This window comes from Syntrophobotulus glycolicus DSM 8271, assembly GCF_000190635.1.
GTDB classification, from domain to species: Bacteria; Bacillota; Desulfitobacteriia; order Desulfitobacteriales; family Syntrophobotulaceae; genus Syntrophobotulus; species Syntrophobotulus glycolicus.
In genome coordinates, this window is sequence record NC_015172.1 from 1,303,598 (window position 1) to 1,318,237 (window position 14,640).

A 14,640-nucleotide genomic window follows, 5' to 3' on the forward strand; every position below is an offset into this window, starting at 1 on the left:
TTGGGATATAAAACAGTAAACTTTCGGATAGAAAAACAGAGCATCCAATCTGTATACTTAGCATAGTTAGATTTTTCTAACTATACCTATTATAATACGGGAGAGGGTTTATATGAAGGCACTGAATAAAAAAGATCTGATCAACATCGGGATATTTAACGCGGTGGCGGTTGCATTATATTTTGCGATCGGCGTAGCGACATCGGGGGTTCCCGTGCTGCATGTTTTCGGGGTCACGCCGATTGCGGCACTCATCAGCGGGGCCATTTATCTGCTTATGGTAATGAAGGTTAAGAAAAAAGGCGTATTTCTGATATCGGGTATCGTACAGGGGATCGTGTTTTCACTTATGTTGGGCCTGTACGCATCTATTGTGATCATCCCTCTGCTCGGATTTATTGCAGATATGATCTGCGGGAACTTCAGCGCGAAGAAACTGTTGGTCACAGCTTATGGGATTTTTATGGTTGGCATTTATTATGGTCAGATTTTTTTCATGCTGTTTTTCACAAAGCTCTACTTATCGTTTTACAGTGGGAATATGCTGGCGCATAAACAGGCTGCAGCCGACAGGATCACGGGACCGATCGTTTTGCTCTTAACCCTTATCATCCTTGCGGCCAGCGCCATTGGCGGAGCCCTCGGCTGCCGGATACTGAAAAAACACTTTGTCAAGGCGGGTATTGTATCGTGATACGGCTCAAAGACATTCGGTTCCGTTTCGAGGGGGAATCCCAATATGTTCTCAACGGCTTGAATTTAGAAATCAAAAAAGGCGAATGCCTTGTTCTTGCAGGGAAAAGCGGAAGCGGGAAAACGACTGTCACGAGGATTATAAACGGCCTGATTCCCGATTTTTATTACGGAGAGCTTTCGGGAGAGGTTTGGATAGACGGGAAAAGGATGCGGGGCCAAGAGCTGTGGAATCAGCCGATTTGCGGCTGCGTGTTTCAAGATCCCCGATCGCAGTTTTTTACGACGAATACGACCAGCGAAGTGGCTTTCGCCATGGAAAATTTCGGTTTTCACAGGAATGTAATCCGCGATAATCTGGAGGCAGCGTTTACTGATTTGAATATGGAATCCTTAAAGGAGAGGAGCCTATTCAGCCTTTCCAGCGGAGAAAAACAGAAGATCACGGTGGCCTCCGCCTATTCCCTTCATCCCCGGATTTTGGTGTTGGACGAGCCCGGCGCCAACCTGGACTGCGCGACCACGCTGGAACTTGCCAGGATCTTGCGGGAAATGAAGCGAAAAGGGATCACGATTATCGTATCGGAACATCGGCTGCATTATCTCAAGGATGTTGCGGACCGGATTGTGGTTCTGGAGCGGGGAACGATATCGGCGGAGATCTCCGCCAATATGTTTTTATCCATTCCAGCAGGATTCTTGAGTTCGTTAGGCCTACGGGATATCGTGCTGAGGCCTGATAAACAGCAGCCGTTGTCAAATCAGGAGCCGGCCTCGGATGAGAGTCTCCATGTGGGAGCTTCGGAATTAAAGCTCGACGGAGTTTATTTTTTCTATCGTAAAAATCAGCATGTTATAGGAGGGCTTTCTTTCCTTGCGCATAGCGGTGAAATCATTGGCATCACCGGAACAAACGGAACGGGCAAAACAACTCTGATCAAGCTGATATCGGGCATGCTGCCGATCAGGGCAGGCCGGCTGCTGTTGAATGGAAAACTTCAGAACCGAAAAGATTGCTCACGAAACAGCCATGTTGTGCTGCAGGATGTCGACTATCAACTCTATACAGAAAGCGTGGAGGACGACATCGGTTTAGGCTGGGATGATAAAAATAAAAGTCAAAAGATTGAGGACATTTTGGAGGCTTTGGGCTTGACTGAACTCCGAGCGCGCCATCCAGGCTCATTGTCGGGCGGGCAAAAACAAAGGACAGTTATCGCTTCGGCTCTCGTAAAAAATAAGAAGATCCTGATACTGGATGAACCCACAAGTGGACTGGATTATGAAAACATGCGCAGAGTCAGCCGGGCCATTCAAAAGAAAGCCGTCGCCGGCGCCATCATACTGGTTGTCTCTCATGACTACGAATTTTTACTGAATATCTGTTCGCGTTTTATTAAGCTGGAAAACGGCTGTATCGTCAGAGATGAAAAAGTCATAAACGGCCAGGAACTTTACCAGTGCATGTATGGAAATGGAAATGCCCTGAAAAAGCAGGTGTCAAAACAACCCGGCCGAGAGCCTCTTCACCCTCTGACAAAGCTCTTTGCCGTTGCCGCAATAGGGATTTCCGCCTTTATATTTCAGTCATGGCTATCCCTTTTACTTCCTCTCATGGTATTTACGTTTATCCTGGCCTCCATGAAGGAATACCGCGTTGGATTCGGCATGTTGGCGGCTTTTACCCTGTTTTCCACTCTTAACATTTCTTTGACCGGTCTTTTCGACGTGCAGGCAACCTGGGGAACTCTTTTTGAGATGATCTACAGAATGATACTGCTGGTGACAGGTGCGGCCGTTTTTTACAAATCCACCGAAATAACCGATCTCATCAAGACGTTGTCCGTTTTACCCGAGGAAGTTGTTCTCCCTTTGGCCGTCACACTGCGTTTTATTCCCACCATACAAATGGAAATGGGGTCTATTCGGGATTGCCTCAACGCAAAAGGTTTGAGGTATGGGATAATCAGCTGGGTTGCTTCACCCTTGCAGCAGTTGGAATACCAGCTTGTTCCTCTTTTGATGCGCTGCTCGACCATAGCGGACGAGCTTTCAGCGTCCTGTATGACAAGAGGAATAAACTCCGGAATAAAGAAAACCTCCTACAAGTCCATGCGGCTGAGGATTTCGGATTTTGTCATGCTTGCCGCAACCGTTCTTCTGCTTACAGCAATGGCATGGATCAATCATTTTGTCACCTGGCCTTTATAAGATTCAATCAATATCCCCTGAATTCATGGCATCAGAATTTTTGAACTGTCTTTTTATAAGGAACTGTTGGAATAGCAGTAAAATTATCTTCCTTATCCCTGGGTTGCTGCTGTTTCAGCAACAAACTTTTGTCATATCGGTTTGGATATTGATGAAGAAAGAAACCGAATTGTCGTTTATAGTGTGCTTGATAGTATCGGTAAAGGAGGAGCTCTGGTTGGCATTCAAAATTTAAACTTAATGTTTGGATTTGATGAAAAAGCAGGATTAGATTTCTATGGAATTCATCCATACTAAACCTTATTACTGAGCTCAATGCAGAACTCAATACAAAACTAAATACAGAGCTAAATACGGCATCTTTTATTGCCTAACTTCTCAAAAAGTGTCTTAAAACCCGCTTTTCATGCGGGTTTGCGTTGAGTAGGTAATTCTTACCACTGCAAATTATATTCCGGTGTCCATAAGAAAAAGCAGGTTGGACTTAGGAGCATATCCATAGGGACATTTTGTGAACCGTGGGTATTGGTTGAGGCAGACAGCAGATTAAGCTGTCTGCCTTTGCCGTTGTTCGGCTACGGTCAATCATACGATCAAGCTGTCTGCGCTAGCGTGAGTTTGTCTGCTTCTTTTATTGAAAAAAGATTGGTGGACCAATACGTCTAAAAGCGTGACAAGCTCGTAAAAGATTTGAAAACTTGGGTGCTGACCGCTGTTTTCAATGGACACGATATACCGAGAGGCAATGTGCATTTAGTTTGCTAACTGGTTCCTTGATATTCCTTTTGCTCTCATGTTGCTTTTATGGCTTGACCGGTTTTGTGCAATATATAGTTTGCATTTAGTAATGTATAGTGTATAATTTAATCATCAAGAAGGAAGGAGTACTTCCGTGAAAAACAAGAAACTCAAAATTGCCAGAATTGAATGTGATATGAGCCAGGAGGATTTGGCTAATATTGTTGGGGTCACACGGCAAACTATTGGTTTGATAGAATCCGGGAATTATAATCCAACATTGAAACTTTGCATTGCGATATGTAAAGCTCTTCATAAAAATCTAAACGACTTATTTTGGGAGGAACCATAATGAAAATCAAAAAAATCAAAGATGAACGTGTCTTACAATTAAACAACAAGATTCAAAGTGAAGCCTATTTTGTAGTGCTATTCCTTGCGGCTGCTTCTGTTTTTATTAAATGCTATGTGATGGATATGTCTTTCTCACAGTATGCCGTTGAACTCGGTATTATTATTTTATCAACAGCTTACATTGCAGTAAGGAGCATGGTGGTCGGATACAATTTTATGAATACGTCTAAAGGTGGAAAGGCATTAATAGTATCGGCTGTTTTAGCTTTAAGCCTTGCGATAAGCATTATAAATGGAATAAGAAATTATTCCCTATACGGTGATAAGTACACTGGAGTATTCGACGGACTTTTTATTGCAGTGTTCGTGATTACTTTTATTTCTGTAGCTGTTTTTATCTCCGTTGTATTTGCTCTTCTATATTGGTTCAATAGGAAAGGACAGCAAAGGATTGAGAAAAAACTAAATGAAGAAGATGAACAGGATTGATTGTTTTAACCAATCACGTTTCCTTCGTTACAGAAAAGAAGGGACTGGAGGGGTGATATGCAAAATGAAAAATGGATTTTAAGTATTATTATAATGGCAATATTGAGCGTTAGCCTGCTTGCAGGGTGTGAAAATAAAACAGCCGCAGTATCAGCCGATTTATCTGTCTTACAAACAGACATCAGCACCTTGACTGTATCTGAAAATGTGCAGGTTGTGGGACTTGGAGAAGCAAGCCACGGCACAAAAGAATATCAACAAATGAAAGCAGAAGTATTCAAGGCATTAGTCGCAAACAATGGCTGTCGAACATTCATTATTGAAGGCGACTTTGGCGGAGCATTAAAGGTAGACGCTTATATTCATGGAGCAGAGGGAACCGCTAAAGATGTTGTTGGAGAAATTGGTTTTAATATTTATCACACACATGAAATGGCTAATTTGGTGGATTGGATGCGTTCCTATAATAAAGACGCTCCCGAGGGAAAAGACTTGCATTTTTATGGAATGGATATACAGCGATACGATAACAACAAGGAATACCTGTTTTCCGTATTAGATGTGGCTGCACCGGCGCTAAGTAAAAAATATAAGTCCCTTTCACAATTAACTGATGAAACAAGGTTGACATTAAGCGCAGATGTTTTGTATAAGTCTAAAACAGATGTTTTAGGATTGTTGAAAGAAATGGATGCTTCTAAAGCAGATATTGCAGCCATTTCTGGGCAAACCGCCTTTGATTTTGCAAGGGAAAGCGCAAATACAATCTATGAATGTAGCGAAATACTGTTAAGCAATAATTCCGATTATAACTCCTTGCGGGATAAATATATGTCTGAAAAAGTAAACTGGTTTTTACAGCACCGCGATGATAGTGTACTTTTTATTAATGGCCATAACGGCCATATTGGGAAAACCTCAACTTCCGGCTACACTTGCTTGGGAGAATTACTGACTAAAGACATAGGAAAAAGCTACTTTGCGATTGGGACAGACGCAGAAGATACAGAATTTAATTCACAAGATAATAATGGGAATTTTAGTGTTATGGAAGTTAAAAATCGAAATGAATTAAATAGTCTACTCTACAATGTTGAGAGAAATTTTTACTATATTGACTTCTCAAAAGTGATTGATGATGAAAATTGGCAAAAACTTTTGGACGGACAACAAAAGATTACGACGTTAAACGTAGGAATTTCCGGTTGGCAAAAACTTTTGAAATCCTTTTATACAACAACCATTGTTCCAAATGATACATTTGATGGAATGATTGTTTTCAAAAAGGTTTCTCCGACAACACTTTGCGGATAAAATAATGATCTCGTCGTACCAGGGGCTGTTGCAATTTTTGTTTGTGAGATAATGCGATGTGACGACAAAGAGGAGCGGTTAAATTAATGAAATCTGTAATATCTTGCTTATACTCCAGGCTAATCAATGAATTTATTTAATACGGCCCCTAAACGGTTAAGTCCTTCAACTATTTTTTCCTCGGACATATTAGAAAAATTGATCCGAAATGTATTTTCTTTTCCTCCATTTGGGAAAAATGAACCGCCGGGAACAAAGGCCACATTCTGTTCCAGGCATTTCTCAAGGACATCACGAGAATTTATATGAGCGGGCAATTCCACCCAAGCGAAAAGGCCCCCCTGTGGCCTTGTAAATGAAACTCCGGTTGGAAACACCTCTTCCATGGTTTGAACTGATAAATCCCGCCTTTTTCTGTAAATCGTGCGAATTTTATTAATATGCGCATCAATATCATAAAGCTCAAGATATTTGGAAATCTCCATTTGTGCAATGGTATTACATTGCAAATCGGTTCCTTGTTTTACGAGCACATATTGACGAATTATCTTTTTATCACCTGCGATCCACCCGATACGGTATCCAGGACAAAATATTTTAGAAAACGTACCTGTACAAAGAATATTTCCGGCTATATCGAAAGATTTTACCGACGGTAAGGTCTTTCCTTCAAATCGAAGCTCTCCATAAGGATTGTCCTCAACGACGGCAACGCCAAAACGTGCTGAAATATCAGCTAACTCTTTGCGGCGTTCAAGGCTCCACGTTCTGCCCGTGGGATTTTGAAAATCAGGTATGATATAAAGCAGTTTGGCATTTTCACATTTTTCAAGTTGGGTTACGAGTTCGGAAATAATCATGCCTTCGTCATCTGTAGGAATTTCTATGAATGAACAGCCGTAAGCTCTAAATGCGGTGATAGCAGCCAAATAAGTGGGACTTTCGCAAAATACCACATCGCCTTCATCAAGGAACACTTTTCCAGATAAATCAAGTGCTTGTTGCGATCCATGCGTAACGAGAATGTTATCACAATCAAAAGATGTTCCTAATCTACTGTTCATACGATGGGCAATCCACTCGCGCAATGGCCTAAACCCTTCCGTCGTTGAATATTGTAAGGCCCTTTGCCCGTCCCTGTCCAAAACCATTTTATTAACCCGCTTGATTTCTTCAACAGGAAACAGCTCAGGCGCAGGTAAGCCCCCTGCAAATGAAATGACTTCCGATTTCTCCGTTATCTTCAGGATTTCTCTTATTTCAGAAGCCTTTATATCAGACATTCTTCTCGCCATTTGAAAATCCATAAATTTGCCTCCACTAGCATCCATATTTATGTTATGTATCATATGGCTAATATGGCTATTGACCATTATATAACTATATTAAGTTAACATAGCATAAAACACATTGAATATCAACAACATGTCGTGAGTGTTCCTATAACACCCCGGGGAGCTCGGAATATTGCTTCTGCATTTTTATGATAGGATTAATCGGATTATTGTTATGGTTGGCCTCTTTCGTTTTATATGGTAAACATGACAATGACGTGGAAATCTTTCCTCTATTTGTGTATGATAGTTCTAACAATCCAAATGAACAGGAGTATAATAATGCCACACGACAAACACTGCGGCTGCGGCCACGACCATGAGCACCTCCGCGGAGACGAGGCCCATGCCGCACCGATTGAGGTAACGGAAAAACAAAAGGAATTTCTCCATCAGCTCGGACATAGCCATTATCTGCCCGTGGCCCGGTTTACTGTAAAAGATAGCCGGGAGGAGGCTTTTGTCTCCACCGCCCTCGCGCCGGTTTTCCTGCGCTCGGCGGACGACGACATGAAAGCGGTCAAAGAGGCGGGCGTCTTCCTGCAAATGCTGGAAGACTTGGGCCTTGTCACCCTGGATTATGACATTCCTCTGGACGGATATGGTTATGAGGAGTACAAGGAAAGCTCGCTCTACGAGTATTTCTGCGCTACGGTGGCGGAAGGGTCCTCCCGGCCCAACTTTTTGGGCAATACCCCGGTGCTGGAGCTGGGCAGCATAGCCCTGACCGGGGCGGGGGAGAAGATTGCCGCCGCTCACTGCGGCCATAAGCACCATCACCACGGGCAGAGAGATTGAAAGGGCGCTTCGTTGTCAAGCCCTTTTCTACTTTATTCCATGGATCTTTCTATATTCCCTTGGCCCCATTCCATAGGCCTTTTTAAATAATCGGGCCAAATGTTTAAGGTTATTGAACCATTTGCAATTCCCGAAGGTGCCGTGAAGGCAAAGAAAGATCACTGTGCTTTCTCCTGCGGAGCGCCGGGACGAGCACCAAAGAAAGCGTTGAGACAGTTTATGGCATATCAGCTGATCTTAATGCGGCTTTATTCAGCTCGGGAAGCTCGATGATTCTGTCGCAGACTTTTTGCGCCAGCGCCATATTATGGGTGACGACAATCATGCCTAAATGGTTTGCCGAGGCGACACGCAGAACAAGCTGCCAGATCTGGGCCTGGGTAATGACATCGAGCATCGTGCTGATCTCGTCGCAGATTAAACATTTCGTCTCCTTGCTGAGCACTCTCGCGATACAAAAACGCTGCAGCTCCCCGCCGGACAATTCCGCCGGCCAGCGTGACATCCAGCCGTCCTCAATGCCCATCAGCGTTAAAAGCTCTGGGTCAGGCTGCCATCCCTCGGTCAATACTTTGGACATTTTCCACCTGGGGTCAACAGAGAGCTCCGGATGCTGAAAGATCACCTGGACAGGGCTGTATCCCCTTTTAGGCAAGGGACTTCCGTCCCACAGCACTGTTCCCGCGCTGGGCTGGAGATAGCCGGCGAGGATTTTCGCGAGCGTGCTCTTTCCGTAACCGGACGGTCCGACCAGTGCCAGCCTTTCTCCGGTCTTTACGGTTAAATCAACATCCTTTAAGATCCATTTTGAACTGCCGGCATAGTTAAAGCAGATTTTTCTCGCTTCAAGCTGCATGAACTCATCTGACCTCCCCTCCTATTCGTTGCCGCTGTTCGGATTGAGGAGCTTTTTCAGGTTGTCTCCTATCACGTCGAACAGGATCACCGCAATGAGCAGCATAAGCCCCGGGAAAAGGGCGAGCCACCATTTGCCGGTAGAGATATGTTTCATGGCCTCAGATAAAATGACGCCGATCGCGGGGGATTCCGCAGGCAGTCCGAAGCCTAAAAAGGTGATGGCCGCCTCGTGCATAATCGCGTGCGGAAATAAGAGCACAAGACCGACCAGATAAACGGGAAGCACATGGGGAACGATATGCTCGCGCGCGACCTGCAGCCTTGATCTGCCGAGCTTGTAGGCGGCCTGGATATACTGACTGGAACGCAGCTGCAAAACCTCGGCGCGCACGAGCCGCGTCAACTCCGGCCAATGGGTCAGGGCGACCCCGATCATAACACCCTTGGCGCCCCGTCCCAGCATAAAGGAGATCAGGATCAGCAGAACAAGATGGGGCAAGCCAATACAGCAGTCCACAAGCCAAGAAACAAATTTGTCAAATTTACCGCCGAGCAGCGCGGAGGCAATGCCGAGGATCAGACCGATCACAGAACTGACCGCAGAGGCGATCAGACCGATGACAAGGCTTGTTGACAAGCCCTTGATAGAGCGGTAAAACATATCACGGCCCATGAAATCGGTTCCGAATAGGTGTTCCGTGCCGGGCGCGATGAATTTGTCGGCATAGCGCACAGCATACAGTTCCGGAGGCATGAACAGTCCCCAGAAAAACACAACGGTGAGGTATGTGCCGGCCAATCCGGCCAGGATCAGCAATTTTGTTTTGGTGTTCAGCGCGGGACGGGAAACTCTCGGCGCAGCCAGGGCAAGGAGCTTATTAAACATATTCGCCGCCCTCCTTTATTCTGGGGTCAACCACGCCATAAAGGAGGTTGGCGATTAAGTTGCCGGAAAAGACGAACAGGGCGCTGAACAGCGCGATACCTAGAAGCAGGGGAACATCGCCGTTTAAGGCGGCGGCTGTTGTGGCAGTGCCTATGCCTGGATAGGAAAACACGGTCTCGGCCAGCGCCATACCGCCGAACAGCTCGCTGAAGGAGGCAAACTGCAAGGTGATCGCAGGCAGGGCGATGTTTTTTATTACATGACGGGTTACAAGCTGGCGCGTATTTTCCCCTCGTGCTTTGGCGAATAGGATAAAGTCGCTGTTCATGATTTCAATGAGCTTTTGACGGGTATAGAGTGTAATCTTGCTGATACTGACAATCGTCAGCGTGAATGCGGGCAGTACGAGGTGATATACCCGGTCGCCCAGCGTTACCTGGGAGGCCAGCTTACCCATAGGGGCGGCCATTCCGATCGGAAACCAGCCGAGTGAAACCGAAAAACAGCTCAAGATCAAAAGTCCCAGCCAAAACGAGGGGGCCGACTGCAGCCCCAGACAGAACACCTTTACCGCTCGATCAAAAACGCTGTCTCGTTTAAGGCCAGCCGCAATGCCGGCGATAAATCCGACAATGCCGGAAAGTGTCCAGGCAATCGTCATCAGTACCACCGAGTAAAAAAACCTGTCCTGGATCACGTCGATCACAGGCCGCTTATAAGTGATGGAAGTCCCGAAATCTCCCTGAAGCAGGTTTTTGAACCAGGTCAGGTATCTCTCGGGCAGAGGGTCGCTGAGGCCCCAGTGCTGTGTGATGGCCTCCTTTGCGGCCTGAGAGAGGGTAGACTCCGTGCCGACGTACGAGACAAGCGGGTCGATGGGAGAGTTGGTGATCAGAATGAACGAGATCATGCTCACGGCAAAAAGCAGCATAAGCATCCGTCCCAATATCCCGGCAATATGTTTTGTTCTTATCATGTTCATATTCCTCTCAAAAAACGCTTACCTTGCGTCTGTTCGGCTGAGGAGCCGGCGGGTTGACCCGCCGGCTCCTCAGATGTTTTACTTCAGTGTCCAGTCTTTCATATTGCAGATGATTGGCGAGCCGTGCCCGTGCGGATGAGCGATTTGCGTGCCGAGCGAAACGTCAAGGGAATCGCTGACAAAATAGCAGTGCTCGATATTCACAAGATAGAGATACGGATAATCGGCGTTTGCGGTCGCCTGCGCCTGTTTCCAGGCCGCGATCGCCCCGGCCTGGCTATTGGCGGACAGCGCTTTGGCCATGGACGCGTCCGCGGTGCTGTTGTGATACCCGACGACATTGTTGTAGCCGTTCAGGAAGCTGGAGGAATGAAACAGTGAATAGATTACCGTCGGATTATATTGCCCCCAGCCCCAAACGATGCCGTTTGTATATTGCAGTGTCCCGACCTCATCCCAGGTGGCGGTTTTCACGTCTATTTTAACGCCGAACTTCGCGGCGTCCTCAGCGACAGCCGAGGCGAGCAGAAAACGGTCATTATCGGAACCGGGCGCGTAGACCGTAAACTGGCAGGGAACACCGTTCTTTTCGCGAACGCCGTTGCCGTCAGTGTCCACCCAGCCGGCACTCTCCAGAACTTTTGCCGCTTCGTCCTTCCGGTTGTCGGTATAGGTCTCCTGATTCGCCCAGACCAGATTGCCGGTAAAGCCGTTAGCCGGCTTGCCGACACCGTTAAAGGCGTCCTGGATAATAGCCTTGCGGTCAATGCCGATGGCCAGAGCCTTGCGGACATTGATGTCTGAGGTAACCGCGTTGCCGACAGTTACGTCAGCGCCCTCGGCGTTTTTGACGACCCGCTTGGAACCCACAGGCAGGCTCACCATTCTGATGTCCATCGTCTCAAAAGGCTGAATATGCATGCCGCTTACGGTTTCGGAAGCATAGTTGGCGCCGACCATGACAATGTCCAGCTGACCGGATTTCGCCGCGGCAAGAGCCGCTTCGGCATCCATGTATACCAGAGTGACCTTTTTGATGGACGGAGGACCCTCATAGTAATGTTCATTAGGTTCGACGATAATCTGCTGGTTGGCGTCGTACTGTACGACCTTCCACGGACCGGTGCCGACCGGCTTCTGATCGAACGCCGCCGAGTCATAGCCGTCACTGGGAACAATGCCCAGAGTGGCAACAGTATCAAGGAACGGTGAATACGGCTCGCTGAGCGTAAACACAACCGTGGAATCGTCCGTTTTTTTCGCCGAGGCAAGCTTGGTCAGGTCGACATTGGCGTTATTGGCTTGATTGGCTTTTACGGTATCAAAGGTGAAAACAACGTCGTCAGCGTTAAATTCGGAGCCGTCGCTGAATTTAACGCCATCTCTCAGCTTGAAGGTATAAACAAGCGCGTCGTCGCTGACTGTCCATTGTGTCGCCATATCGCCCTCATATTCCGAATCGCTGTTGACGCGGAGCAGCGCGCTATTGGTGAAGGCATACCCATAACTCATGCCGCCCTTGATGGGATCGAGGCTTTCATCGAAGATGGTTGTTCCGACCGAGACGACAATTCCGTCTTTGTTTCCCCCGCCTGAAGCCGCCGGTCCCTGTCCGGCGCAGCCCCCGACGAAGACAAAGGCGAAAAGCAGCAGCCAGGTGATCATTCTCTTTTTCATTTTATCCTCCCTTATCCTCCTTTTGGTGTGCTTTTGATGTTTTCCGTTCCGATATTCCGGTTTCAGCATGTCCCGGTCAAAAAGCCCGGTTGTTCCAGTTTTCTGACCGGGAGGGAAAAACAGACAATGAATTCGGAATATCGTCAAAATTTTACCAAAAATTTGATGACCACCGCAATCCTCCTAAGGGGGATCGCGGTATCAGTCTCTCTCGCCCAAAGAGTCAGTCAAGACCTCTTCAATTGCTTGATCATCATTTTTAACATAGAGGATAAGTTCATTGCCTTGCCTTTGTTAAAATATCAGATAAAATAGATCATGAACAATCATCTCATGATTGTAAGTAAAAGTTAGGAATAGATTATGGGTAAACGTGATGATTTTAGCAATAAAGTAAAAAAGATACTTGCCCAAAGATGTGCTTATCAATGCAGCAATCCTTCTTGTGAAAAGGTTACAGTAGGCGCGCATAGTCAAAATGATAAAGCTGTTTCCATTGGGCGGGCATGCCATATTGAAGCTGCCTCAGAAGGAGGACCTCGTTACAATAAAAATATGTCGCCCGAAGAAAGGAAATCAATTTCAAATGCCATCTGGCTTTGTGCTTCGTGTGCTGACAGAATAGATAAGGATGAAATAAGATATCCTGTCAAACTCTTGCATGAATGGAAATCTGATGCGGAAAAAATGATTAATCCTGACAATCACAAGAGAGCAGCAGGAAATAATATTAGGATTGTATCGATCGCCAATACAGCAGGAGGTGTAGGAAAATCATTTGTAAGTGCTGCAATTAGCGTTGCAATTTCTAAGGTTAAGAGTAAAAAAGTTCTAAGTGTAAGTGCATCTCAATCTAATCATTCTATTGAATTTTTGGGTTTAGAAGAAGAAAATAAAAAGGCAGCTCAATATAAACTAAAGGATTGTGCAGTAAAACTTAAAACTTACAATTTGCCTTCTCATCAGAATATAAATGTTGTCTTTTTAAGTGAATTGGAAGAGATTGCTTTACACCAATCAATATCTTTTGGAAGAACAGATTTAAAAAAATTGCTTCATTCTACAGCTAAAGAAAATGAGTATGAATATATAGTTTGCGACTGTGGCAGGGGCTTGGATACTAATATTCAAAGGGAAATTTTGCTTTGCAGTACAGATGTTATAATTCCGGTAGGACAGCATAATCATGCATTTCATGGTATGGGCTTGATATGTGACCTATTAAAAAATAGCGAAGCTTGCGAGAATATTTGGACTTTGTACTCTATGGGATTTCTTACTGCAAATCAGAAGATTAATGTGGGAATGCGCCGAAGATTTCTTGAGAAACAAGAAGTATTCAAAAAATTTAATCTTGAAATAAATGAAATAAAAACAGTCGTCCCTAAAAATAGTTATATAGATAAACTACTATGGGAAAAAGAAGATATTTTTAATTGTAATAAACTAAAAGATATCTTCTTTGCTTATGAAGAAGTTGTGAAAGAATGTTTTTGTAATTAATATTATTCTTGGGGAAGAATTGTTAAGATACCAGTTCGGGCAGATGAAAAGAGAAAAAAGATATGGTTTCGATGCAAGACGGCAGGAAATATCTATTGGATTTTTTCTCCGTAATGAGTAACCGTCCAATTGGTCAGATCAAGAGGTGAAATACATGAAAAAAGTACTATATCTACTATTGTTCATTCTTATTAATTTAACTGCCTGCTCAAGTACAGCTGTATTAGATGAAGACAAAATTATAGATGATCAACAAAAATATCAAGAGCTGCTTAAAGACCAAGCTCCGTTCATTAAAGATATAACATTCAAAACTATGGATGGTAAGACAATTGAAGAAGAAGCAAATTGGTATACCCTTGATCGACAAGTAAAAGTTATGATGACGTTAACTGGCAATTGCACGAGTGTCGAACTGTTTAAAGTACCAACTGGATCAGAGACTTATAAACAACAACAATTGATTGAAGAAATTCTGGTTAACCAGGAGGTTGTTGAATTTGTTTGGACTGTCCCCAATGATATTCATGATCATTTTTTTATAATAGCCTATAATAAAGATGTTGGAAGGAAATCGGGTCTTTATAATATCGTTTCGCAAAATTACTGAGCAAAAAAGAGGATATGAGCAATAGATTACAAATTCCAATTTTGCGATAATTTCAGCATCTGAATTTTTAAATCTCGTTAAGTTAGCCAGTGGAGTATTACCAATTAATTCTCTTAAATCTTTTGCGATTCACATAAATATATTCCTTTTCTCAAAGTATTGACAGCGATATTATGTCAGAATATAATTGTGT

Annotated in this window: 14 protein-coding genes; 9 read left to right on the forward strand and 5 right to left on the reverse strand. The window is 44.7% G+C overall.

Annotated features, from left to right (window positions below):
* Positions 1 to 112: 112 nt before the first annotated feature.
* The 6 genes from SGLY_RS06550 to SGLY_RS06575 all read left to right on the forward strand — a co-directional run bounded on the left by SGLY_RS06550 (position 113) and on the right by SGLY_RS06575 (position 5,799).
* Positions 113 to 694 carry an MptD family putative ECF transporter S component gene (locus SGLY_RS06550; RefSeq protein ID WP_013624487.1) on the forward strand — a complete coding sequence of 194 codons (582 nt, stop codon included), beginning with the start codon at positions 113 to 115 and terminating at the stop codon, positions 692 to 694.
* Positions 691 to 2,904, forward strand: coding sequence for an ATP-binding cassette domain-containing protein (locus SGLY_RS17075; protein ID WP_013624488.1), 2,214 nt, complete (start codon positions 691 to 693; stop codon positions 2,902 to 2,904). The genes SGLY_RS06550 and SGLY_RS17075 overlap by 4 nt, the downstream gene beginning before the upstream one ends.
* Before the next feature lie 141 nt (positions 2,905 to 3,045).
* A complete protein-coding gene (locus tag SGLY_RS18115; protein ID WP_169312017.1) occupies positions 3,046 to 3,201 on the forward strand; it encodes a hypothetical protein in 156 nt (51 codons plus the stop codon).
* A gap of 595 nt (positions 3,202 to 3,796) precedes the next feature.
* On the forward strand, positions 3,797 to 3,994 hold the full coding sequence (locus SGLY_RS06565) for a helix-turn-helix transcriptional regulator (RefSeq protein WP_013624489.1): 198 nt from the start codon (positions 3,797 to 3,799) through the stop codon (positions 3,992 to 3,994).
* Positions 3,994 to 4,485, forward strand: a complete 492-nt coding sequence (locus SGLY_RS06570) for a DUF6773 family protein (RefSeq protein ID WP_013624490.1) — start codon at positions 3,994 to 3,996, stop codon at positions 4,483 to 4,485. Before SGLY_RS06565 ends, SGLY_RS06570 begins: the two co-directional genes overlap by 1 nt.
* 57 nt (positions 4,486 to 4,542) lie before the next feature.
* A complete protein-coding gene (locus SGLY_RS06575; protein WP_013624491.1) occupies positions 4,543 to 5,799 on the forward strand; it encodes an erythromycin esterase family protein in 1,257 nt (418 codons plus the stop codon).
* Between the two features lie 119 nt (positions 5,800 to 5,918).
* Here the strand turns inward: SGLY_RS06575 and SGLY_RS06580 are convergent, their stop codons facing one another.
* Positions 5,919 to 7,106, reverse strand: coding sequence for an aminotransferase-like domain-containing protein (locus SGLY_RS06580; protein ID WP_013624492.1), 1,188 nt, complete (start codon positions 7,104 to 7,106; stop codon positions 5,919 to 5,921).
* 309 nt (positions 7,107 to 7,415) lie between these two features.
* Between SGLY_RS06580 and SGLY_RS06585 the strand changes: the two genes are divergently transcribed.
* Positions 7,416 to 7,931 carry a hypothetical protein gene (locus SGLY_RS06585; protein ID WP_041444708.1) on the forward strand — a complete coding sequence of 172 codons (516 nt, stop codon included), beginning with the start codon at positions 7,416 to 7,418 and terminating at the stop codon, positions 7,929 to 7,931.
* A gap of 217 nt (positions 7,932 to 8,148) precedes the next feature.
* Here the strand turns inward: SGLY_RS06585 and SGLY_RS06590 are convergent, their stop codons facing one another.
* The 4 genes from SGLY_RS06590 to SGLY_RS06605 form a co-directional block, all read right to left on the reverse strand.
* Positions 8,149 to 8,787 carry an ABC transporter ATP-binding protein gene (locus SGLY_RS06590; RefSeq protein WP_013624494.1) on the reverse strand — a complete coding sequence of 213 codons (639 nt, stop codon included), beginning with the start codon at positions 8,785 to 8,787 and terminating at the stop codon, positions 8,149 to 8,151.
* A 21-nt stretch (positions 8,788 to 8,808) separates the two neighbouring features.
* Positions 8,809 to 9,675, reverse strand: coding sequence for an ABC transporter permease (locus tag SGLY_RS06595; protein WP_013624495.1), 867 nt, complete (start codon positions 9,673 to 9,675; stop codon positions 8,809 to 8,811).
* Positions 9,668 to 10,651: an ABC transporter permease gene (locus SGLY_RS06600; RefSeq protein ID WP_013624496.1), complete on the reverse strand. Its 984-nt coding sequence runs from the start codon at positions 10,649 to 10,651 to the stop codon at positions 9,668 to 9,670. Before SGLY_RS06600 ends, SGLY_RS06595 begins: the two co-directional genes overlap by 8 nt.
* Positions 10,652 to 10,735: 84 nt before the next feature.
* Positions 10,736 to 12,481, reverse strand: coding sequence for an ABC transporter substrate-binding protein (locus SGLY_RS06605; protein ID WP_242822988.1), 1,746 nt, complete (start codon positions 12,479 to 12,481; stop codon positions 10,736 to 10,738).
* 216 nt (positions 12,482 to 12,697) lie between these two features.
* On the opposite strand from SGLY_RS06605, the gene SGLY_RS17080 reads away from it, so the two are divergent.
* Both SGLY_RS17080 and SGLY_RS06620 read left to right on the forward strand, forming a co-directional pair.
* Entirely contained in the window at positions 12,698 to 13,837 is a 1,140-nt protein-coding gene (locus tag SGLY_RS17080) for an AAA family ATPase (protein ID WP_013624499.1), read from the forward strand.
* Between the two features lie 154 nt (positions 13,838 to 13,991).
* Positions 13,992 to 14,447 (forward strand): hypothetical protein, encoded by a 456-nt coding sequence (locus tag SGLY_RS06620; RefSeq protein WP_013624500.1) that lies wholly within the window; start codon positions 13,992 to 13,994, stop codon positions 14,445 to 14,447.
* Positions 14,448 to 14,640 lie beyond the last annotated feature (193 nt).

Bases quoted from the DNA above. Each gene is read 5' to 3' on its own strand.
- SGLY_RS06600 (WP_013624496.1), bottom strand. From the start codon at position 10,651: ATGATAAGAACAAAACATATTGCCGGGATATTGGGACGGATGCTTATG.
- SGLY_RS17080 (WP_013624499.1), top strand. From the start codon at position 12,698: ATGGGTAAACGTGATGATTTTAGCAATAAAGTAAAAAAGATACTTGCC.
- SGLY_RS06570 (WP_013624490.1), top strand. From the start codon at position 3,994: ATGAAAATCAAAAAAATCAAAGATGAACGTGTCTTACAATTAAACAAC.
- SGLY_RS06595 (WP_013624495.1), bottom strand. From the start codon at position 9,675: ATGTTTAATAAGCTCCTTGCCCTGGCTGCGCCGAGAGTTTCCCGTCCC.
- SGLY_RS06585 (WP_041444708.1), top strand. From the start codon at position 7,416: ATGCCACACGACAAACACTGCGGCTGCGGCCACGACCATGAGCACCTC.
- SGLY_RS06580 (WP_013624492.1), bottom strand. From the start codon at position 7,106: ATGGATTTTCAAATGGCGAGAAGAATGTCTGATATAAAGGCTTCTGAA.
- SGLY_RS06575 (WP_013624491.1), top strand. From the start codon at position 4,543: ATGCAAAATGAAAAATGGATTTTAAGTATTATTATAATGGCAATATTG.
- SGLY_RS06590 (WP_013624494.1), bottom strand. From the start codon at position 8,787: ATGCAGCTTGAAGCGAGAAAAATCTGCTTTAACTATGCCGGCAGTTCA.
- SGLY_RS06550 (WP_013624487.1), top strand. From the start codon at position 113: ATGAAGGCACTGAATAAAAAAGATCTGATCAACATCGGGATATTTAAC.
- SGLY_RS06620 (WP_013624500.1), top strand. From the start codon at position 13,992: ATGAAAAAAGTACTATATCTACTATTGTTCATTCTTATTAATTTAACT.